This is a genomic window from Desulfosporosinus sp. Tol-M2 (assembly GCF_059735615.1).
In genome coordinates, this window is the sequence record NZ_JCAIJG010000071.1 from 1 (window position 1) to 23,435 (window position 23,435).

A 23,435-nucleotide genomic window follows, 5' to 3' on the forward strand; every position below is an offset into this window, starting at 1 on the left:
TAAATTGATTATACGAGGAATAGTAAAAGTCTTCAAAAAGATCGCTGATTGTGTTATCTGCTTTTTTTACGAATGAATTCAGTTCAACTTCAATAGCAGTTTTCACATCATCTTCAAAGCTTATCTTTTCTAGATAAGAAGTCCACAATTCTGATATGTCTCCTTTTTGGCCATAAACATTTTCTGCAAATACCAGTGCTTCATTGTTAGCCAAGTTATAAAATTTTTCTTGCAAAGCAGCTCTTACATTACTTATTGTCGCCTCCTGAGCTTGTCTCAATGCGTCAATCTTATTCGCCCTTTGTTCTGTAAGTTTATTAATTTGCTCCTCAACCGGTTTTTGCGCCAGTGAAATCTGTTCCTTTGACTTATCAAAGATATGTATTGCTTCATCAAGAATAGTCTGTGCCCTTTTTATTCTTCCGGCAGAAAATATCCATATTTTCAACTGGTCAATAAAAGAATCTATATTTGAGTTTTCCCACAATAGTTTTCTATTTTCTTTATACTTTTCCTCACCAGCCATTTGTGCAGCTAATAAGAAGACTGGAAAAACTTTTATTGGGTTCCAAATCCATGATCATCCGCATATTTCTGGATTCTGTTAATGTGGCCCTGAAGGTTAGATTCTCCTTTAATAGCGAGCCAATCTGACGGTTTCTCTACAAAACGCTTGAACTTAACATCACTCATAATATTTTCTTTATGATTCAGTAAAATTATAACCGGTTTATTTAAAGCTGCTACCTTTTCGATGAATTCAAGTATATCCTTCAGGATACTGTCATCTACCACCACAAAACAAATTACATCAGATTCTCCAAGTACACTCTCTGCAATTTCATCATCGGTTCTTCCTGCTGCTTCTGCTGATCCAATACCGGGAGTGTCAATCAAACGAAGAAGGTTCCATTGATAAACCCTGTTATATTTCGTCGTTCTCTGCTTTCCCATACCAATCTTGTCGTAACCCTGATTGGTTAGAATTGCATGCAATGTACTTTTGCCAGCTTTCGTTCTTCCAATAAGTGAAATCGTAAAGTCTGTAATCGTACGTTCTTTTTGCGCAAGCGACATTTCTGCCAGTTGCCTCTGTTTAAATACATTTTCATTCAGAGCTTCTATAAATAGTTTTACAATATTTGCAATTTCAGCTGACAGGCCAGTTTCAAGTGAAAGTGATCTTTTATATTTATTTAACTGATCTATACAAGACTTATCATTTTGCAGAACATCTGTACAAACTTTTTTACAAATGTACAAACTTTATTAATATTATCCAAGCTTTTTTACACAACTACAAAAGGTGTGGCTGTGTAAAAAAGTTTGTACAGACTTTGCCTATTCTATTATCATTGTTGGCGCAAATAGCATCATTTTGTATATAAATGTTTGAACAAAGGGAAGGAAGCTTTACCTCAAGTTTATTATTGTTTAAAATAGTTTGAACAAAATAATGAGATGATCTCATTTTAGGAGTAGATAAATATTGCTACAGTGATGCTTGGATAACTTCCCTGTACTCACTTTCCAACCGGTAACCGATATCCGCATTTTTCAGCCGATATGACTTGGTTACGATATCATTGTGTGAGTAAGCATTTTCCTGGTCTACAAATAACGATTGCTGCCCCCAATTAGGGAAGTAATGGTTAAGCATCCTTTCTTCTAATTGACTTTGCGTCTCGGTATTCCCATCTTCTTTAATATGGCTTACGGCGCAGCCACAATCTTGTAAACCCTTGCCCACAAGAATTGCCCTGTGGCATACAATAGGATCTTTTTCCGTACACATTAACGCAATATTATAACCTTTTTGCAAACCGACCATAATTCTTTCAATCCCCACTAAGAACAAATCACTCCTGCTCACTTTTTCGAAATCAACGTAGCCTTCTGCATTGTACAGCGTGAGATCAGAGCGCCTGGCACCTAATTCTTCCCCCATGAACAAATACATCAGTCCATGACGTTTTAGGTACTCGTGAATTTTATCTTTATTATATTGACTCGCGTACTTGGAAAAAGGAATACTGCGAACATCGATTACACAGTCAACCTCGTATTTTCGCAACTGACTAAAAAAGAATTCGTTAGGATAAACAGAATGTCCAATAGAATAGACCTTAAACATTTTCATTCCTCAATTCGATGTGTTCTTTAAGCCATTGTACCATATTATGGTCATTTACGATGTTCTCTAACGATCTCAGGCAAATTATTTATTCGTGTCCCTTTGACTTTAGCCTTTAGGTTATTTTAAATACCAAATAAAACCCCACAACACTTATTTTCAACATATACTACTATAAATATCTACCATCAGCGTCATGTAAAAACAGATTCATTCTGGCGATAGCGGACGTGGACAAGTTTTCTCTTGACCATAGAGTTTACCCAGTGTCAATTTATTATCACTAAAAACGGTTACGAGATTCAATAAATATACTGCCTGTGCTATAAGCTGGATCTATGTTCGTTCCGTCTTTGATACAATACCGCAGAGGTTGTTCGAGAGCGACACATGGCAAAAACGCATAGATAAGGCTTCGACGGTCATTAATGACTTCAAAAGCCTTTTTGCTTTATAAGTTAATCAAATTCTTATGGGGTAGCCGCGGATAGCATAACTAAAATGCACACCTCTGTAATGTTACTTAGGGAAATAATTAAAAGGTATAGGCAAAATTAAAGGTTAACCTTGATATGTTCCTTCTTACCAGCTGGAACGAAAGCATCAGATTGATGTCGGGTATGAATTTGGCTGATTTTCCGTTCGTGGGAATACGTCAAAGGCGTTTTTTAGGATATTTCCGTGTGAGGGAATATATCCACGATTTTATCTATTTTTATCCGTTCTCGGGAACAGGTCAATATATAATATGGGTTCAAATCCTGTCATCTTCGGCGACGCAGTTGGACAATTATTCCAGCAAAGCCTCCTGTTCTAACCGCATACAGCGCTCTTGCATATAGGTAAGGCACTCCGAACAGTCTTTTAGCTCAGCCCTTGCCGTCAATTCATGCAATTTTTGCGAATACTCAGACGAGAAGGATGTTGTTAACTCCGCAAATGTGATTAATTCCTGCTTATTCATTCGGTAAGGCTGAATGCTGGAGTTAATTTCACGGCGAAGTCTTGCAAGCATGCTGAACCCTCCGTAATCAATATCGCCCCAATGATACCACGGTAACTGTTCAGATGAGTGTGCAACGGCTTGAAGGAATATTTGCTTAGACGGACTGTATTGTCCTCCGTGATAGATAATGAGTTCTTCAGGCTTGCGATGCTTACTGATGTAATCAAAATAATTTGCTTTATTTTCAATGGATAAAATGCAGCGCACTCCTTTTGAAAGTGTAATCTGCGCCGTTGCCATGTCTTGTCCATAAACAGTGCTGCCGCCGCTTAGATTTGAGAAGTCCAGACATTGCCCATCTGGAAATTTAAGAGAAATTAGCCCACAGAACTCAAATTGCTCTGGGTATTTTACGATACCAATTTGATTCAACAGCTGTTCATCTGTTGTTTGGTCATCGCAGTCCAAATACTTCTTCAGAATGCGTAGCAACCGCGTCTCGACAATTCGTTCAAAATGCTTACTATCACCAAAGCAGCGAACAGAGAACACTCGTTTCAGTAGCTCTTTATCCTTGCTGGCATCTATGTACCGCAATGCTTGTAGCAGTGATTTCCGATCCTGCGCATTCTCGGGAACCAATGCATGGAGTTTCCGCTTTTGCCGAATATACCCGCAGGTATCCTGCAAATAGTCTTTTATCCATTGCAATCGAATGGACTCCATACACTCCGCTAACTCGACTTCAATGTTAGAAAGAATATCACTTTGCGGCTGCCTATGTATAAAGCAATAGACATTTTGCAAGTCCTCCATATTCAGCCAGACTTTTGACACGATATGATTTTCTTCGCCCTTCATCCATTCAAAACGGACGAATCCTTTGTGCGCCAATGCCTGTATACATTCATTGACGCGGATTCGTTGCTCACTGTTTTCAATGTTGTAATCCGAGAACTCGCATTTCCCGTTCTCATACAGCTTCAGCAGAATCCTTTTTGTTGGTACTGTACCTGCGCGAAAAAAGCTGCTGCGCTCATATTTGTTCAGAAGTGCCGTTATAAGTTTTCGCTCCATCTCATCATTCATTTTCAATCCACTCCGATTTTCTGGGGTCAAACGCCTTGACGCAGGTATGTTTTCCTTCTCTTAGTACACAGAGATTCCTGTCTACCAAGGTTCCAATGTCACCGACTTTTTCGGTAGGGGCAGAAAGAATGACCTGAAAATGGAACTGACGCAACAGCTGTACGCTGCGGATAATCCGCTCTCCGTCCATCTTGGAAAAGGCTTCGTCAAATATGATAAGACGTGCCGTATTTTGCGTTTTATCTCGTCCTGTGCGGTATAGCTGAGCGAAGGATGCCAGCACTGCAACATAGAACGGGGTCTGTGTTTCACCACCGGATTTTTTGCCCATTGTTTTAGACAGACGCTGGGATTCTCCATCCCGATTCACAGATTCCAAATCAAAGGTGAGATAGGTTCTAAAGTCAGTGAACATTTGAACGCGTTTGTCATAATCGCTTTTTCCCTGCGCTTTTCCTCCGCCATCCTCATTAGTGATGATTGCAAAGAGCTCGGCAATTTCATCCTTATATTTTAGATTAAACTGCTCTGAAAAAATATTGTAGCCGCCCTCCATTTTCATGGGATCGACAAGCATATTATAATAACGCTTATATTCTGGTCTGGGAATGACTTTGAAACGGAAGCTTTCCTCGCCAAAGAAGCTGCCCTTAATTGCCGCGTTGAGTCCATTGATCTGCGTATCTGCATCCCTGATGTTGTTTTCCAAGCGGCTCAAAAAATCCTCTTGAAATTGCTCGAATGCTTTTTTGCGCGTATCCTCAATGCGGGCTATATACTCCGGCAGCTTATTTTCGGAGAGTTCTAACCACGCATCATCATAAGCATCATTTGCCTCTGCCTTTGTATCGTACCCCATGATGTATTTGCGATTGTAATCCTGACGCAATTCAACCAAATTGCTCCAAGAGGAATTTCTGGCATTTGTTGAGCGAGCAAGTTCACGCGGGAATGCTCTGTAGATATCTTCCGCACTTCGTCTTGTTGAAATCTCACGTTGATAACGTAATCCGCCTGTACTTTCAACCCATTCGGAATCATACTTTTGAGCAATGAACTGTAGCGATGTCTTAATTTCATATTCCAGTTTTGGAATGGTTTCCTCTTGACATACCCGTAAACGCTCTTCCAAGATACCCTGCTCTTTATTCTGCGTTCTTAAGTCTGCCTCAAGACTCTTAATGCTGATATCCAATTGGGCAAGATGATTTTTGAGCGCATCAATGGAGCTTTTATCAATAGCTGCCAGGCTGGTGCGCAATCTCATAACATCTTGTTCTAAAACAGAAGTGGTTTGCATCTCTTTTGCGTATGCCACTGCTTGCTGGATATCGCTTTCGCCGGGAATAGATAGTTTGCTGCACAAATCAATACCAGCTTTTGCTGTGGCACAGGCAGAAATTTGATTGGTGAGCATAGTAAGCTCAAGTTTTACAACCTCAAGTCGCCTACGAATTGCGCTTTGTCCAATGGCGGGTTTTGCCCAGCGTTCTGGGTTCATAGCCCTCACAACATAGTTCTGATACAGCATTCCATCGTCGGTGACCGCTGTACTAAAACGACGCAACTCATTTACCGTTTCGCATTTATGTACCCAACCCAAAGTGAAATTCAAAAATATTCTTACATCCGAATCGTTGGTTTGTATCTCCTCTGCAAGACTACCCGGGTCAATAGACGGGTTTTTACGACGCAGTTTCTCGATATCAACAAGACCTGTACCATACAGTTTTCGGTCACGTTTCATTGCGTCAAATACACGTAAAGCATCCCTGAAATACAGGTCTGGAACAATAATATAGTATTTCTGTGTATTTAAATAGCCTTCAATTACATTGCGCCAACGGTCATTTTCAATCTCGGCCGCTTCTGCAACGATGGTAACCTTTACCTTGTGCTTCGCAAGAGTACGCAGCCGAGACGCAATCGCTGCTTTCAAATCTATGGCATCCTGAGGGAATTGGTAGATTCCACTTTCCAAAGAATTTTGTTCCTGTTGCAAAGCGCTTCGCCGGATGGCCAACCGTTTCTGCTCGTCTACGATACGCGAGCCAAGCTCAATTGTATGGGCGCTAAGCATCTGCACTAGGGATGATAATTCTTGTAGCCCGTTTTCTCCAACAGAAAGGATCGACTGATCATCCATATTTGCCAAGCATTCCGCTTGCTTTAAAAAATGAGCGCTTTCCTCGCAGATATCAAGAATACGTGAATCAAGCAGTGCATCCAAGTTGCCTGTTTCAAGAGACATTAGCTTCTCTGACATACCGTTCACGCATCTATTCCAACTTGAAATGTATTTTGACAACCGGGCAATTGCTTTCTCAAAACCTTCAAAAATGCCTTTGATTTGAGCCTCTTTTGCAACTATTTCAGATTCCAGCAGCTCAATTGCTTGTGCCGCTTCGTCGTTAATCAGTCTTGCGTGCAGCTGATTGCGCTCATCCTGCATTTGAGAGAGACGACTGCTCTGGCTTGCAATGCTTAATTCCACATCTCGAAGCTTAGATAGCAGTTCCTCCACATTTTTCTGTACTCTTTCCAGTTCGGATATTTTCATGTCCTGCTGTGCCTGATCAATCAGAAAAGAATAGAGCTGCTCATCCTGCTTTGCACGTAAAAAAGCGGTATGCTCTACCATGGTTTGTTCTAATTGTGTAATTTTTATTTGTAAGACATTCGCTTCTTCTTCTAAACGTTTATAGCTTCTAATGTTTTCCTGCATTTGACTGACATCGACCGTTTGCTGTGTATCGCACACAAACTCTGATATAAAATCCTGAATATCAACATTTGGATTAAAAGAAACCGCTTTTTTCAGTAAAGAACCAAATCGATCACGCAATCCGCCCATTTTACCGTATAATGCCGTCCGAAATTCTCGCCCTACATCGGTAGTCTTATGGCTCGGGCAGTTCTCTTTCAGAAATTCTCGTAGCTTTCGAATCTCCCATGGAATTTTATTTTCCACAAATTCGCTTTGTGGAAATCCGCCATCGTACAAGAAAAACAGCTTTTGCATATCGTTCTCGGAATACACATCAAAGCAGCAGCCACCGGTAAAATACCTGTCCTTTTCCTCGTCGTAAAACTCCAATGCGATATAGCTGGTAAATCTACCATTTCGCAAATACTTAAAGCCGAAGTCCTCATCATCCCCCAATTCGCCTTTGAGATAGCCCATTAAGGAACGATTGCCTTTTCCGCTGGCAGCTTTATTAAAATAACTGCCACTGGTATCTCCAAAAAGCACAAGCTGCATCGCATCAATAATTGTGGACTTTCCGGAGGCATTTTTACCAGTAAGAAAGTTCAGTGTCTCAAAGGATACTGTTTCATGGGTAAAGTAATGCCAATGTATCAGAAGGAGCCTAGTTAGTTTTTTCATACAGACTCCTCCGTTTCCTCATCATTCTGTGTCCCGTTATTTTTCATTTCTTCCAGTTCTATCATCATATCGTTGATCCCCTGATTGGACACCATTGATAGGATAGAAGGTAAAATGAGAAGCTGATTTCCCTCGTTGCTCCACGTACTGTCCATTTTTTGTAAGACATTATAGTGTGCCAAGGTTCGTTGAGCATCTAAGCGCTCTTTCTGGCTGGTTTTTCCCTTTTCCAAAAGTCCCAACATTCGCATCTTTTCCACGACGGTTTGCGTATCCGTTCGCACCGTATGAAATTGCCCGGCTTCCTCTCTATGCTCCTCGTAGATAAGACGGCAAGTATAAAGAAACAGCGTAGTAAATCGGTCCACGCGCAGGCGATTATGGTCATATATGTTGATGAGGGACATGACACCGTAGTTGTCCTCTTTCTCTAGCTTCCAGCCTGAGACAGAAAAGTACTCCTGCATCACAGGAAAAAGCCTTGAAACCATCGTATAATCGCTACTTGGCATTGTCATCTGCTGGCTGCTCTGATACTCATAGCGGACAAGATAGGTATGAGACAGGAGATAGTTGCTCAGACGCCGAAACTCGCCCTTTTCATAAGAAGACAGTTTTTCATATTCTTCACTCCACATGGTGCAACTCCTCCTTTTTTCGGATCATCATGTGCGGAATGCGATAGCCGTTTCTTTCCATTGTTCCGTTGGCAAGTTCGACTGAATAGGTTACCTCTGGATCGTTGGCTCGCAAGACGGCTAACAACAGTAAAATGAAATCCGAATCTTCATCTATTGTAATATTTTCACTGGTAATTTCACTGTTTCCATGTGCTAGTAATTTGTCCACATAAGCACAGACTCTGGAAATCGGATAACCATTTTTAATCTGTTCTATCATGCCGCTCATCAAATCATTAAACAGCTCCTCTGAGGAATCCACCTCCAAGGGTGTAGTATCTATTCGTCGGCTTCTGACACTTTTATGGTAGAGGGATTTTCCGTCAAAAAACTCCTGACGGTTAACAATGATATTCCGCTCCAATCTAGCTCCTATAGATTCCTGCTGCGTTGCATCACTTGAGGCATAGGCTTTCAGAAGCTGCGCCAGCTTTCCCTTAATAGTTTGATCGGCTGTCATCAGGTACCGAATCTTCTCAATGGAGCTTTTGGTGTAGTTACTATGTTTGCGGTCGATTTCTGTGATAATGCTACCCAATAACTGATAGGCATCCAGCACATAGTTAATTGCCGTAACAATGTCCCCCTGTGCCTCCTCGGGATGTTCATATTTTTTTACTGTCATGGCCCGGTCGTATATGGTTTGCATCAGAGCAGCATTGCCCAGAACCTCCATCAGGAGATTTTGAATCGGAACCATATACCGATGGATAGAATCCATGGTTTTGATTGGGTGATAAATTCGGTCAGACATTTCCTTGTAGCTTTCAAAATGGTTCTGAAGTAAATCATTGATACCACTTTGGTTTTCAATCCCCCTTAGGTAGCTGCGAATTCCATGATAAAGGCTACGGAGTTGGTATTGCAATTGTTCGGTATTTGTTTTTGCAGAGAGCACAGCCTCGTACATCTGATCCACATGATCTGATTTAGCTTGTTTTAGCGCGGAATAAGTCGCAAAAACAAGAGAGTTATATTCTTGTGTTCCTCCGTTGCCCAATTCACCTAGAAGCTTCATCACCGGAATTGCGTATGGTTGTGGTGTAATGATTTCAATAAAAGAGCCATCCAAAAACTCTTTTTCCACCCATCCCGTTTTGATAAAACGGCCAAGTATTAGTCTGGCTTTTCCGCTAAATGTCAAACTTCCTTCGGTAATTTCATCATCTTCTTCGGGCATAAAATCTTTATCTTCCTGCAAGGAGATGAGAGCAGAAATATAATCATCTACCTTGATGTTTAGTTCAAATTGAAACATTTGGTGCAAAAGTAGCAGAGCTTCTACATATATCTCTCGATTTGTTGACACCAAAACCGAGAAAAAGTTTCTGGGCAACACATCGAAAACGGCCATCTTATCATCTCTTTTCTTTGCCGGGCTAGTCCAACGATTTGAGCATATTATTTTTTCTAAACCTTAAATCCGTACCCGCAGTGTCTGGCAGTTCCCTATAATTTTTTTTTACTTGATTCAGCTTGTTTACTATTTAGTTTATCTTTTTAAACTTCTTGTTTTCCCATTTGATGAGGACTTTTCCCATCCTGACATCTTCAACGGTCACCCAGTTATTGATTGGTATGTTGCTCTAAGAAACATTTTTCCTCAAGATATTCCACAGTAAGCTAAGCCGTATATTCTATATCGAGGTGGTTTCCCATTGCATCAATAAAGTTTATGCGATAGTCTTTTGATACAAATCCCAAATTAGCCATTCTAAAGTTTTCTTTGCATGAACACAGAATCGATCATCCAAATCCCAAATAGACTTGTTTTGACTGTTATTTTTTGCATTTTGCGGACATCCTCCACCGCAAATTCCAAGGGCTTCACAATCAATACACTGTTCCATGTTTATAGGTGTTCGTTTATTCCACTCTAAGTATACGTCGTTTGTAGTAGGGTCAAAGGTATCATCATCAATGGATGTTGGAAAATACTCACGATTGTATAAATACCCATGACAAATACCAACTTGCCCATCTGGTGCTATAACAATCTGGTTTCCGCCTAATGCACCGCAATCATACAAATAAATTTTAGAATTTGAAAAAGACTTTGCCTTACGCATCATCCTATCCTCATAGATTCCTTTCTCACGGAACAACTCAAACGCTTTAATTATAAATTCTGAAGCTTCCTCGTTGTATTTTGGTGATACCTGAAAGTTCTCATCCGTCATCAGTATATTAAAACCTAAGCTAGAAATATCATATTTATCTACCACTGCTTCGATTTGCGGCAAATCTTTGATTGTTTCTTCAGTCAATGTTATAGACAGGCCGCAATTGCATCCAACCGACGAAGCTGCTTCAATACCCTTGATAATATCATCAAAAGCTTTATCTCCGCTTTGGAATTTTCTGCAACTATTGGCGCACTCATTCGATCCATCTAAAGAAACCGCAATGGAAATATTATTATTTTTCAATACTTCGGCTATCTCTGAAGTAAGTAAAGTTCCGTTGGTAATAATTGAGACATTAGTTTTATCGGGCAACTTTCCTAACACTTTGTATTGGTCTATCAGGTTAAGCAGATGTTTTAACGTACCGAAGTTTATAAGGGGTTCACCACCATATATAATGATATTTTTTTCTTCTTTAAACATGGATTCGTCTTTTTGGATTTGTTTGCAGAAGAAATCAAGTCCTTTTTTAGCTCTTTCTTTAGTCATAACCTTTTCCCTGACAATGGAGCCATCCATCTTATTTTCAATAAAGCAGTACGAACAAGCCAGGTTGCAGAGTTCAGTCATTACAAAATAAGCAATCTGTATATAGGGTTTAGGTAATCCGTTACGGAAACCGGTAATAACCTTTTCGTCATAATCCATATCTTTAGAGAATATTTTATATTCGATAAGCACATCAAGGATTTGTTGTGCTTGCAGCTTTTCCTCGTTTAATAAATTTTCAAAACTCTTTTTCTGGCTTCCGTTTTTAGACAATATTTGTATAATAGAATGAAGTTTTTCGTCAACGTATATCGGCTTCATTCTTAATGAATGATAGTATGCAAATACCCCCCCTTTTTCAAATACTTTAGTATACTTAGAAAAGTAAAGTTTTCCCTCCATACTGATCCTCCTCATCCAACAAAACAAAAAGGAGAGACATCATAATCTCTCCCAATGAATATTTGCCTTATACCCAAATATCTGGGAACTCACTAACTGCTCTACAAGAACAAGCACATGTGCAACTATTGCAAGCTACACAAGCACATTTAGCCATTCCATAATTAGCATCAGTATTTATATTCGCAAATACTTTTACAGAATCCTCTTCTGTCGGTACAATAAATATCATATAACAATCCTCCTTACCACTCAAATCCTAATTCATCTATGGCTTTACAAGAGCATCTGCAAGAACATACGCAACCAGTGCATTGCGCAATACAAGTTGCAGCCATCACACCATCTTCGCTAATCAAATTCCCAAACATAGCATTATAGTTATTTGAAGTCGGAACAGTAAATGCTTTCTTCATAAACAATCCTCCTTCCCCATATTACTCCAATATTAGTACTATTGTACACAATTTCAACCAGAAAGCAACAATTGGAAATCAAGGATAATTGAAGAAAAACAGATATATTAACAGGAATCAGATAAAAATGTACAGATTTTTATCTGTAGTATTTAAATGGTAAATTTATTTTATTTTTTTGTATAAAATATCATTAATATGGTCTTGCATCAAGATGACTCGGATGTAATGAAGTAACTCAGAATTAACATTATTCATCCAATCGATACTATTCCCACTATATAAAATAATTGTCCATTTGCTATAGTGAGGAGAGTTTTTTCGACGACTTAAGAAAATATCATATACAGCCCCACATTCAAAAAAAATATTGACTGAACCTTGAATTGCAGCTTTAATTCGTGGGATATTTTTTTTGTGCCGTTTGTCAAATACTATTCCATTAAATTGCTTTGGATAAGCCAAGGCAGTTCTTTGATTATAAAAGTTGATAATTCGGTCCGTTTTTAATCTGTTGCATCTGGTACAGAGTGTAAGCAAATTATTTATTGTTGATTGCCCCACAAGATGGGCTGGCAAAATTTCAGTCACCTCTAACTTGGTTTCCTTACTTGTGAGGCCGCAGCATAAACATGTGTTGTTATCTCTAATTTTTACAGCTTTGATTTGTTCTTTTGAATTAGCTGCCTGGAGCACTTGTTCGCGATCCATAGATGGTATACCATATTCATTTCCGTTTGACAATTTAAAGAGAATTTTATTAATATACATATCTGATGCTGATTTGAAGTGATAAAATTGCATGTACAGATGTGGCCAAATGCTTCCTGGTTTATTGTACTCATTGTTTAAAAAACTGTATTGTGCTAATGGAGTTAGCTCAATAAGTTGATTTGCAATTTTTTCTAAATCAAAATCGTTTCGGTTAGTAAATGCTAAAAAGCGAGGTTCAGAGTTACTTTGGGCAATATGTCTACATAATGAAGGAATTCCATTTCGCAATTCTTTTATAAATGCAGAGTCCAAACCCTTAAAGTAATCAGAAATTATGTTACCCGCTTCTTTATTAATAAAATGTGTATCTATCTCTTCCAAAGCCCATTTTTCAGACAAATTACCAATGCTTCTCGAGATAAAATTTTCAAGAAGTTCCTTTGTTTGCTGATATACTAATACTACATCTTTTATTACCTCTACAGATTCCTCTCCGCCGCAATAAGAAACATATTCAACTTGATACCACCCGATGGGGATTAAGTCTAAAAAGTCTGGCACATGTACCAAGTTAAAGGTCATACTTTGCACTAGTCGCTCCATCAAATTGATGGAAATCTTTTCTGAAGGCATGGCTATTTGTTTTATTCTTGAATCATCAATCTCGCCTTGCCGTTCAGGTTCTGCCCATGCAATTGTTTTATCCCAGTTATCACCAAACAGGACAATGTTTGCAACAACCTTTTTGCCACCAGCTCGTTCTCCTCTTAGTGCTCGTCCTATCATCTGTTGCAAAAGGATGTGACTGGTCGTATCGCGAGTAATAAACACAGTTTTCACGTCTGGAACATCTGCACCTTCTGTTAACATTTTGACATTCAATAGAACATTTAATTTATTACTCCGAAACCCATCCATAATTTGTTTGTTGGATTGTTTCTCCCCTGAAAGCACCTCAAGATCGGTATTGTTTTGATAGAAAATAGCATCGGTAATAATCCCATTTTCGATTAGTCTTTCTTTTACATATAGACATTGGAACCATCTGTCTAGAAACATGATAGTTTTTCCATAGAGTGCTTTGTGATTCAAGTAATCATTGATAATAAAATTATTTCTCTCCGTATTACTTGCAATTTGTTCAATGATATTTTCCGGAATATCTCTGTGCTGCCGCATTAGCTGATCAAAAACCACATCGCTTACTTCAATCTTCATTGGAGTCTTTTTCTTGATGATGTTTTCTCGTGCCAAAATATGTTGTTGTTGTAATAATTGCTTTTCAACCTCGTATATTACACCACCGTCAAATATTGTCCATAGCCATCCTCGCCTGCCGACATTGGTATACGTAGGTGTCGCAGTTAATCCTAGCAGCCATAGATTTTGAACATCCTGTTTGAGTTTTAATAGTAGTTTCCTGCATCCATATGCTGGAGCATGATGAGCTTCATCAAGAATCACAATCATCCCCGCATCCGAATTATCATTTACGAACCGGATTAAATTATTATCTTCTTGTTTCATTGAAAGGATTGCAGTTTGAGTGGTAATAATCACTATGTCATCAGCATTTGTAATCTTATCAATACTACTATGTTGACTGTTACTGGAAACAATTCTTATATTTGACTGTTCTTTACTATTTCTCTCGTCCGATATAAAAGATGCATAGGCTTGATTAAGCAATTCAAACGATTGTGCCAACCATACTACTTTGACTGTTCGTTTATCCATTTGATCATGAATCCATCGAACAGCAGTAAAAGTTTTACCTCCACCAGTCGGAATAACAACCAATCCGGCATATGGATTATCCATATTTTTATAAAAACTATTCATCTTATTTAAAGCTTCTTTTTGGTGGGGGAAAAGTTCGGGTTTCTTGTTGACCATATAACACCTTTCTCCAATAAGATTGCATCAACCTATTACTATTGTTAAATGTAATTTAAACCGATAGCTATGATTATCCCAAGCATTTTCTAACAAAAGCATACTATATTACACAGCCACAACACCTGTGGCGTTGTAAAAATATTTGAACAGAATTCGTAAAATTATCATTTTAGGAGCAAATGGTTTCATCTTGTATAAAAATGTTTGAACAAAAATAAAATGAAAGGAGCCTCATACCAATTTGATAACAGTTAATAATAGTTTGAACAGCAACGATTTTATGGATTGCAACAAATCTGGTCAAGGCTTTCCCCCAGTACTACGGAAATTACTTTTGGACACAAAGGTCACGGACCAATGGAGTAACACTACAAATATTTCTCAGAGTAGGATCCGCTATGAGTTGCAGATTAAGCGTCATAAGCGGTTTGGGCGTGAGATCAACCTAAACAAACTAGCTCAGGTGCCTAATAAATAATTCTATATGCTTTCTATAAAAATGCCATCAAATAAAATTTTACGATTCACTCAAGCTTAACAAGCCCTGAATGCTGGCATTATAAAGGGATTCTGACCTATTATCTTTAAACCAATAAATAATTTAATTCTTTCTATCAAAATGCCATCAAATAAAATTTTATGATTCACTCAAGCTTAACAAGCCCTGAATGCTGCATTATAAAGGGATTCTGACCTTTTATCTTTAAACCAATAAATAATTTTATGTTCTTTCTATCAAAATGCCATCAAATAAGAATTGATAGATACTTAACCCCAAAATGGGACATACTTAGCATACTTTCGCGATGCTGCAGGGTCGTAATGACGAATTAAATTATCCGCGATGGTATCGCGAATAATTCTCGATGCGGTGGCACTGTTTTGCTCCTCAATACCTAGTCGCTGACGCAAACTAGTATTGGTCATATATTCTCGATTTACAAATTTCAGGCAAGCGTGAAGATAGCAGGCCCTAATCCTTTCATCTTTCCCCATATCATTTAAAGATTTATGAGCGTATAGAGTAATTCGAGTATGTTGCTCTACTGATTCAAACATAGGCGCAGGTAACTGAAATGATTCTGTTTCGCTGACAACCTTATCAATACCACTACCCCTCTCCTCACAAATCCCCACACGCCGCATGAAAGAAGCTAAGACCTCATTTCTCGACCTAGGAGGGCAATCAAGAAAGCGTTGGATACTAACTAAAGGTGTTCCTGGATTTGTAATTTCCATTCGATCTGTAAATATTTCAATCATCGGACCACTGCCACTAACAAACAAATCTTGGTGGATAAGTGCATTAGCTACCAGTTCACGTACAGCAAGTTGCGGATACATAGGCACATCTTTACGGAAGGCTTTTAAAATAACCTCATTACGAGGCAAAAGACCATTGATAAAATCGATTAATGTTACTACAAAAGTTGAGAAACGAGACGGAGTAATCGTTAATCAAGATGACTCTGGATACAAACTAGAGGTAAGCACAACCGCACAGGTTGATAATAATTAGTATCAAACATCACTAAATAGGGTGCCTGCCTTACAAAAACTCAAAAAACGTAAGCTCAGAGAAATCCTTCACCATTTTCCACCGATCCATTTTGCTCTAACAATAATTCCAATGCACTCTTAAAGTTTCCCGCTATTAATCTACCATCACGCAAATATTCAAAAAATGTGTTGTAAAATGACGGGTGAACAAAATGAAAAAAATATTTCTGTTTAATATCACATCGAAACAATTCTTCATTTAGTAAATCAAAGTGCTGATTGGCATACTTATACTTTTGTTTATTCTCATTACTGTCGTCATTATCAGCCTTTATTTCAACTACAATAATATTTTCCCATCCATCTTTATCCACTCTAATAAAAAAATCCGGATTAAAGGTTTTCTGTTTAGGATGATTGCCCTCACGAATTGAGTAACTTATGCTATAAAAGCCGCTATCCCTTGACTTCATCCACGATGTAACAGCTTCCACATTACCATTGTTGCATAATAATTTTACAAATTCACGTTCTGGTTCCATTGAGGTAAAGACTATATCCAATGCCGTTTTAAATTTAAAGGTATTTATTTCTTTGCTGGCACTTCTTAGCATGGATTGATCATTAATAACTTCTTTCAGCACCTCAAGACAATCTTTATTAAAAATTTCATTTTCATACTCGTTACTATAATATACAGTACAATCATGTTTCAAATTACCAACAGACAACGATTCCATACGCATATTCAAGGCAGTTGAAATTTCTTCCAAACATTGTGATTCGTTAGTATATATTATCGTCATACTGCCTTTACGAAGTAAGGTATTAAACGACTTTAATACTCTCTGCTTATTGTTTGCGGTAAGCCGGCCAGAAGTAATACCCCGTCTATTCATGGAATCGCTAATTAATTTTCGAATTACTTCACACGATGGCATTCTTTCTTTATCATAAGTCTCGTTATCAAGCTTAAAAATTGCGCCCTCCCACTCACGAATCCTAAGCTCATTTAAAAGCTGATTAACTACTTCATCTATCGACCAAGTATTATAAGCGACTCTGGTTTTCTTTCGTCTTACGCCACCTTTTATATCAATATAGCCAGTTTCGATATCAATATTTTCTGATTGCGCTTCCAATTCGATGAAATCTTTATAATTATATACCCTTGTTTCGCTATCTTTACGCTCGATTTCCTGCGGTCTACGATCATAGTTAATGTTATAAACGCAAAAATTATATTTCGACCGTTCGCCGATCTGCAAAACATTACTGTGCAATTTTGTTTCGACTTCCAATACTTCTTCGACCAAACCAGCTATGTTTGCACTCCAACTAGCATGGTTAAACACCGTTACTATCGGTTGAGGCGATTGATATTCCGGCGGTAGACGTAAACCGCGCCCTAAAACTTGGGCGATTAATAGTTTTGAGTTAAACGCCTTATCCACCCATGGCACGATCTGAAATACGTTTTTTACATCCCAACCCTCTGTTAGCATCGCTACTGAAATAATCCACTCCACTGGATTGTCCTTATCATCAACTTTACCAAGTTCAGCGACATTAGCTTTGTGGTCAGAATGCGAAGTCACAATTGAAACCTTATGACTTCTTTCAATTTCTTCTTTTGAGACGCATTCCCATTCCGCTAAAAAATCTTTCAATTTTTCGGCTAGTTTTTTGGCATTGTTTATATCTTTGGTCACAAAAATTGTAATAGGCTTGACTTTCGAATACTTAAGCTGCTTTTCTCGATGATTATCATAAATTAATTGGAATTTCACATTGTCATCAATACGCCCATCGCTTTCGCTCACATAATCAACCAGTTTGACTACACCAGCTTCAACCGCATCGCGAAGCGAATAACGATATAAGCAATCATTAAAATATTCATCATCAATAAACGCTGTGCCAGTAAAGCCCAATATATATCGAAATCCATAATCGGGATTGAGTAAAAATTCCTTCCAGCGTTTAATATCCATGCTTCCAGTACTACGCACTTCAACCTTATTATAAACATGGTGTGCTTCATCATTTAATACTAAGGTCCGCTCCCCCACACCAATTAGACTGTCATGAATCGACGAGCCAGTGCGTTCATAAGCTGCATGAATATTCTCAATACAAATATCGCCATCTTTTATTGTTGTATCCGCGTTGTTTATCCGTGGATTTTTCCATTTTGTCGCATCAGGAATAGTGTTTCTTAGTATACTCCATCCGGATAACGATTCAAATTTTTCAGTCAATCCCTTTTCGATAGTTAGCGACGGGCATAGTACTAATACCTTATCAACCAAACCCAAACCCAGCATTATTTGCGCAATACCATATATAACATAGCTTTTCCCAGTGCCAGTCGCTAAATCAATATTTGCCGCCAACTTGCTTGGTAGTTGTAAGCGCTGTTTGTATTCGGTGACCGTTCGATAACGCTCCCGCAACGCAGAATTTTTAGAATAATTCTCGTTTATTAAATCCTCAATCTTTTCATAAAGTCCACTAGCTAAATAAATAATTGCTATGCGAATGGCTTCTTTTTGAAATTCCCGCTCGCCACATAAAACATCTAAAAAGGCATCCCACTCTTCCAGATTCAATCGCGCTGGATCATAGTTTTTATTGACCTTGAGCACTAATTCTTTTGTTTTAAAAATTTTAATCGTCATTACAACACACCGTCTTCGTTTCTTTAACTTCATTACCGAAAATGTCAATATACACCAGCGCAATTTTAGTGCCAACAACAGCTTTTTTTAACGGTGGTAACGATAACTCCAGTACGGCTTTTATTTCAGCGGCAACATTAATATTATCTTGATCAGCAGCAACATTTTTCTTTTTGCGTTGTTTAGGCAATAAATCTCCGGCAAAATAGGCCTGATCCATTGTAAAGCACATGCCATCAAAATCTAAATCAACTAAAACCATAGCGAATGACTGAAAATTTTCTAACGGTGTATCCATCGCATCATCAACAAATTCGCTTTTAAACTCCGTGATCTTTATACAAACATCATTATCATTTATCGTCAATATTGATTTTACCTTCGGCTGCCGCATAAAATGAAATCCGACAGCATTATCAAGTGCATTGACACCGCTTTTTGATTGCGGCTGACGAAATGACTTAAATTTTTCTTTATGAAGTTCATTGATTACATGATATGGCACTTTTAGCAAATAGTAGCGAGTTTCCCCAATATCCAAATAATCTTCAAACATCGCCACTTTCGTTGCTGGGGCAATGATATAAAAACTATCACCAGCCTGTTCGCCGATATTCGCGTGGATATTTTCTATATATTGCTCATCAATGCTGGTGTTTTTATGTTCCCAATAGGGAAATACATGACAATAACCGCCATCCTTCCGGCAGCCATCAATTTTAAACCCTTTGATTTTTTGCGCCACTGCGTTAGCTTCGAACAAGTTCAGAACAAAAGCTTTGTATTTGCGTTGCTCCAGATTAATAACCTTTTCCAAATCATACTTGCCAGTATTAACGGTGATAAAACTCCGTGCCTTTTTCTTGTATTTCTTTTTAATATTTTCAATATTTTTACTGCCTTCGATATTATAAATCCGTTTCTGAACAGTATAATGCGCCAATTTTCCAATATCGCAAGTAATCCACCTTCGCCCTAATTTTTCAGCAACAGCCGCAGTTGTTCCAGAACCACTGAAAAAATCTATTACGAGATCTCCCTCTTTCGTACAGCAAGTAATTATGCGCTCAAGCAATTCCTCACTATTTTCTGTTGGATAATCTTGAGAATAGGAATATCCTTTGATGTCCGTCCAATTATTATCAATAGGGGTTTCTTCAGTTTGTAAATATTCAGGACGACCTTCAATCTTGTCTCCATTAAGGTTGTAAAAACTCATTTCAGGATTAATTCTCAAACGCCCTTGGGTATCAAATTCGTCAATTTTTACCTGACTATATGTAAAATGCCTTCCGCGACGAGGTAGATATGTATTTCCGAAAATTGTGCGCTCTGGTGGGTTCCTCAAGCCTGGAGATGTTAAATCTTCCCAGCGCGGCTGTTTAGCTTGTCCACAATAGTTACATTTTCTTAGTGTTTCAACATCATTAAAATAGTATTTAGATGATTTGGTATAGAAAAAAATCGACTCCGTTGCATGATTGAATCTGGTTAATTTGCGAAGTAGACGCTTCTCTCGGTTGATAACTATCTCGTTACGAAAGTTCTCTTTACCAAATATCTCATCCATTAGAACTTTCAAATAATGCCCGAAATGGTAGTCCAACCGAACAAAAATACAACCATCATCCGCTAATATTTCACGGGCAACATACAACCGTCGTCTTATAAATTCGACAAATTCAGCACCCTTGGCCTTGGCCGAATAGCACGACTGACCATTTGCACCATCATATTCATCTCCAGTACCAAACGGTGGATCAATATAAATCAGTTTCACCCGGCCTTTTACGCGTCCTTTTATCAGCGGGTCTTCATCCTGATAAACTGTTTTTAGAAATTGCAAATTATCGCCAAACACAATCATATTACGCCAACCATCGGCAAATACTTCAAGATCACCATTATAAACTCTATCTACTTGTAGCGGCACTGGAAATACGCCGTCTTCATTAGCTAATATATCTTCCTTACGCATCTTTCCGCCGTACACCAACTCATACTCTTTTTGTTTGGTCGGAAACAACTTATACTTATAATCATCTGGCAGAGTTTCGCCCTTCTGTAATTTTTCAATTATGTCTTGCACTTCGTAGCTGTTTAATTCCATAGCTAAACCTCTTTCTATAGCATACCCATTTGTTGCCAGCTAAAATAGCCACGTCGACCGACTATGATATGGTCGATAAACTCTATTCCAAGAATTTTGCCGACAGCTACTAATCGGTTAGTCAGCACGATATCCTCGTCACTCGGCTGTGGGTCATCCTGCGGATGATTATGAGCAACAATAATCCCTGCAGCTCGGTCAGTCATTGCTTCAGCGAATACTTCGCGCGGATGAACAAAGCACTCATCAACAGTACCAATAAAAATTGTCCGTATAGCAATAATTCGCCGGGCACCAGTCATAGTTATAGCGACAAATCGCTCCTGCTTTTTACCGCGTAAATCTGGTAATAAGGCGACAATATCTTCCACATTATTAATAATAATATCATCGGTTACAATTAATCGACGACGCATAAATTCAGCCATTGCAACCAACTGCGCCGCTTTGGCTTCACCAACTCCAGGAATTCCGCATAAAATATCAACATCAAATTTTCCTTTTGATTTTTCTAATGATGTTAAAACATTTTGCGCAATATTCTGCACATCATGCCCGCTAACACCGCGACCGAGAATAGCCATTAATAATTCAGCATCGTTTAGTGCTTCCACTCCTCGTTCCAATAGTTTTTCACGTGGACGTGCAAATCGCGGTATATCTTTAATTTGTTTTTTCATACAATTTCCTTTACACCCTAAACGAATCAATGTCCATCCATATAATCATGTACTTTTCTACCACGCAGTGTTATTAATGCTCTCCTAGTTCCATATTCCACACCATAATGCAATTTCCTGCACCCGGCATAAGAAATGCTGTCACGAAACAGAGCACCGGAAGATTGAAGCAGTATATAAAACTATGGCTTGTTTAATTGGATATTTCTATTGGAGAAATCAATGTGCAAATACAATCTGTTCGAGCCACGTTAAATAAGCTCGCCCTTTATCAACTCATAATCTTCTTTACTCAAACCAGCCTCACGTTGTATTCTCCATTCAAGCAACGGTAACCCTTCCTCACGCATCCTACGGACTGTGATTTGACACCTTCTCAGCTGGAACTGCCATTTTGTTTCCGAAACCTTATCAATAAACTCAGTACAGTAGGGAAGCTTATGCAAGTGTTTTTCGAGCAGTGAGAGATTGGCGATTGCTTTTCCTAATGAAGTTTTACTAATGCGAATTGGTTTTGCTCTGTTCAATAGATCCATCTGAGCTTTCTGAAGCTGCAACAATACTTCAAGATCACGTTGATCCCAATCGACATATCCTTTGCCGCCTTTAGTTGGCTTTCCTGTCGGAAGCATTTCAAAAAGCCATTCCCTGTCATGACGGTATAGAAAATCATACTCTTTTTGGTACTGACTTCGTATCTCCGTTCTAGAGAGTTCTGGGTATTCTTTTATTACGTGAAGCAGTCTTTCTCTATACACTTTATTCAAAGCGCTTACCGACATCTTTTGGCTCGATTTATCGGCATTAGTATTAATGGAATCCTGCTCCGCTAATATCGCTTCATATTTATGGATGGTTTTTATATCGCAGCCCAATTGGCGCGCCATTCCGTGATAACTATGGCGATGCTCACTTAAAAGTGTCTTCAGTTTATCTTCCCAGACGAGTCCAAAAGCTTTGACCCTACCTTTTTGATATCTGTCATTTTCTGATTTGTCCGGCCCTTTTCGTGAATATATATATCCGCATTCACAGACAAAAGTCCCCACTGGCTCCCGTGTTTTATAGTCAGCGGTAACAGTCAGCTGGGTTACAACATCTTGTTCGTAGTGATCAGAAGCCTTATTTAGACACAGCCAAGGGCCTTTTCCAAACGGATTGTATGCTTCCCGTATTCCCTTAAAGAAAATATCCATATCGCTAGTCAAGAATAATATTAAAAGTATATGCCTCAACGGATGAACTGTTCTGGTGACGCCACGAGTGGCTACTCTTAGCCAGTTATACTCATCATTCTTGTCGATGTCCGATTCCAGAATTTCAAACAGTTCAGTTCCATAATAGCCAACTACCATTTCATGTAGTTCATCCTGTTTGATTCGAAGCCTGTTTGTGGCAAGGTCCTTTTCATAGAGCAAGTTCTTATATCGAAGCAGAACATCCGCTTTGCTAATATGTTTAAGATCATTGGAAAGCAAATAATACGCCGCTTTTGAAGTCCGAAGTAGCTGATCCTGATACTTATCCAGATACCGCCCCTGATATTTCCCCTGATTTAAACATCTGTCCGATAAATCAAGTAAAGAACCATCAAGCCGAGTATATTCAACACGACTGTTTTCGTGTCTCTTAACTGTATACTTTTTCAAAAATCGCCCATGATGTAGACACATTAACACACCTTGAAGCTGGTGCTCCCCTCTGGACATATGCCTCTCCCAGTCTTTCCATTTCTGCCCTGGCACAGGCCGAACAGTAATAGATGCTATCCTTTTTGCAGATACTTCCTGCAACGATTCCCAGCTTCGTATAAATACCTTTTCCATCTGAGGATGTAATTTCTTTTAGTAATTCTCCCTTGCGATTATCCGGCAAGAAAGGTGCATAGAGGGGAAATAGAGTATGCTCATGTATCAGACGCTCAGGAGAGTAGCTTCCGCCGAGTGCATTACAAAGGAATCCGAGATGGCTGCCTATCTCAAAACTGGGGAGAGCAGAATTCGCTCCGAATAATTCAGTTAGAGTATCCTTCAAATCAATATTTCCGGAGTAGAAATGGTACCTTGCGAAAACAGAGTATAACAACTCATCCGGATAGGGATCTGTAAAGAAAGATAGCAT

Annotated in this window: 17 protein-coding genes; all 17 read right to left on the reverse strand. The window is 38.7% G+C overall.

What is annotated here, in order from left to right:
- A partial coding sequence (locus AC6I5A_RS05015; protein WP_497900508.1) for a hypothetical protein occupies nt 1-526 on the reverse strand: 526 nt, incomplete at its 3' end.
- Nucleotides 527-558: 32 nt separating this feature from the next.
- Nucleotides 559-1,263, reverse strand: coding sequence for a GTPase (locus tag AC6I5A_RS05020; RefSeq protein WP_034612506.1), 705 nt, complete (start codon nt 1,261-1,263; stop codon nt 559-561).
- A 229-nt stretch (nt 1,264-1,492) separates the two neighbouring features.
- Nucleotides 1,493-2,134 carry a DUF488 family protein gene (locus AC6I5A_RS05025; RefSeq protein ID WP_052167908.1) on the reverse strand — a complete coding sequence of 214 codons (642 nt, stop codon included), beginning with the start codon at nt 2,132-2,134 and terminating at the stop codon, nt 1,493-1,495.
- Nucleotides 2,135-2,924: 790 nt separating this feature from the next.
- Entirely contained in the window at nt 2,925-4,022 is a 1,098-nt protein-coding gene (locus tag AC6I5A_RS05030; protein ID WP_497900519.1) for a Wadjet anti-phage system protein JetD domain-containing protein, read from the reverse strand.
- Between the two features lie 139 nt (nt 4,023-4,161).
- On the reverse strand, nt 4,162-7,557 hold the full coding sequence (locus AC6I5A_RS05035) for an ATP-binding protein (protein WP_034612513.1): 3,396 nt from the start codon (nt 7,555-7,557) through the stop codon (nt 4,162-4,164).
- Entirely contained in the window at nt 7,554-8,195 is a 642-nt protein-coding gene (locus AC6I5A_RS05040; RefSeq protein ID WP_052167909.1) for a DUF4194 domain-containing protein, read from the reverse strand. Before AC6I5A_RS05040 ends, AC6I5A_RS05035 begins: the two co-directional genes overlap by 4 nt.
- Nucleotides 8,185-9,591, reverse strand: coding sequence for a Wadjet anti-phage system protein JetA family protein (locus AC6I5A_RS05045; protein WP_034612516.1), 1,407 nt, complete (start codon nt 9,589-9,591; stop codon nt 8,185-8,187). The genes AC6I5A_RS05040 and AC6I5A_RS05045 overlap by 11 nt, the downstream gene beginning before the upstream one ends.
- Nucleotides 9,592-9,910: 319 nt before the next feature.
- Nucleotides 9,911-11,314 carry a FibroRumin system radical SAM peptide maturase gene (locus AC6I5A_RS05050; RefSeq protein ID WP_034612518.1) on the reverse strand — a complete coding sequence of 468 codons (1,404 nt, stop codon included), beginning with the start codon at nt 11,312-11,314 and terminating at the stop codon, nt 9,911-9,913.
- A gap of 67 nt (nt 11,315-11,381) precedes the next feature.
- On the reverse strand, nt 11,382-11,546 hold the full coding sequence (locus AC6I5A_RS05055; RefSeq protein ID WP_497900509.1) for a FibroRumin family radical SAM-modified Cys-rich RiPP: 165 nt from the start codon (nt 11,544-11,546) through the stop codon (nt 11,382-11,384).
- Between the two features lie 13 nt (nt 11,547-11,559).
- On the reverse strand, nt 11,560-11,730 hold the full coding sequence (locus AC6I5A_RS05060; RefSeq protein WP_497900510.1) for a FibroRumin family radical SAM-modified Cys-rich RiPP: 171 nt from the start codon (nt 11,728-11,730) through the stop codon (nt 11,560-11,562).
- Between the two features lie 165 nt (nt 11,731-11,895).
- Nucleotides 11,896-14,340 carry a DEAD/DEAH box helicase family protein gene (locus AC6I5A_RS05065; protein WP_034612523.1) on the reverse strand — a complete coding sequence of 815 codons (2,445 nt, stop codon included), beginning with the start codon at nt 14,338-14,340 and terminating at the stop codon, nt 11,896-11,898.
- Between the two features lie 771 nt (nt 14,341-15,111).
- Nucleotides 15,112-15,687 carry an ATP-binding protein gene (locus AC6I5A_RS05070; protein WP_052167910.1) on the reverse strand — a complete coding sequence of 192 codons (576 nt, stop codon included), beginning with the start codon at nt 15,685-15,687 and terminating at the stop codon, nt 15,112-15,114.
- A gap of 230 nt (nt 15,688-15,917) precedes the next feature.
- Nucleotides 15,918-18,524, reverse strand: coding sequence for a DEAD/DEAH box helicase (locus AC6I5A_RS05075; RefSeq protein ID WP_034612530.1), 2,607 nt, complete (start codon nt 18,522-18,524; stop codon nt 15,918-15,920).
- Nucleotides 18,514-20,634 carry a site-specific DNA-methyltransferase gene (locus AC6I5A_RS05080; protein WP_034612533.1) on the reverse strand — a complete coding sequence of 707 codons (2,121 nt, stop codon included), beginning with the start codon at nt 20,632-20,634 and terminating at the stop codon, nt 18,514-18,516. The genes AC6I5A_RS05075 and AC6I5A_RS05080 overlap by 11 nt, the downstream gene beginning before the upstream one ends.
- Nucleotides 20,635-20,648: 14 nt before the next feature.
- Complete coding sequence (gene radC / locus AC6I5A_RS05085; protein WP_034612536.1) at nt 20,649-21,314, reverse strand: RadC family protein; 666 nt, start codon at nt 21,312-21,314, stop codon at nt 20,649-20,651.
- A 251-nt stretch (nt 21,315-21,565) separates the two neighbouring features.
- Nucleotides 21,566-22,963 (reverse strand): TnsD family Tn7-like transposition protein, encoded by a 1,398-nt coding sequence (locus tag AC6I5A_RS05090; RefSeq protein WP_052167911.1) that lies wholly within the window; start codon nt 22,961-22,963, stop codon nt 21,566-21,568.
- Nucleotides 22,944-23,435, reverse strand: a complete 492-nt coding sequence (locus tag AC6I5A_RS05095) for a TniQ family protein (protein WP_052167912.1) — start codon at nt 23,433-23,435, stop codon at nt 22,944-22,946. Before AC6I5A_RS05095 ends, AC6I5A_RS05090 begins: the two co-directional genes overlap by 20 nt.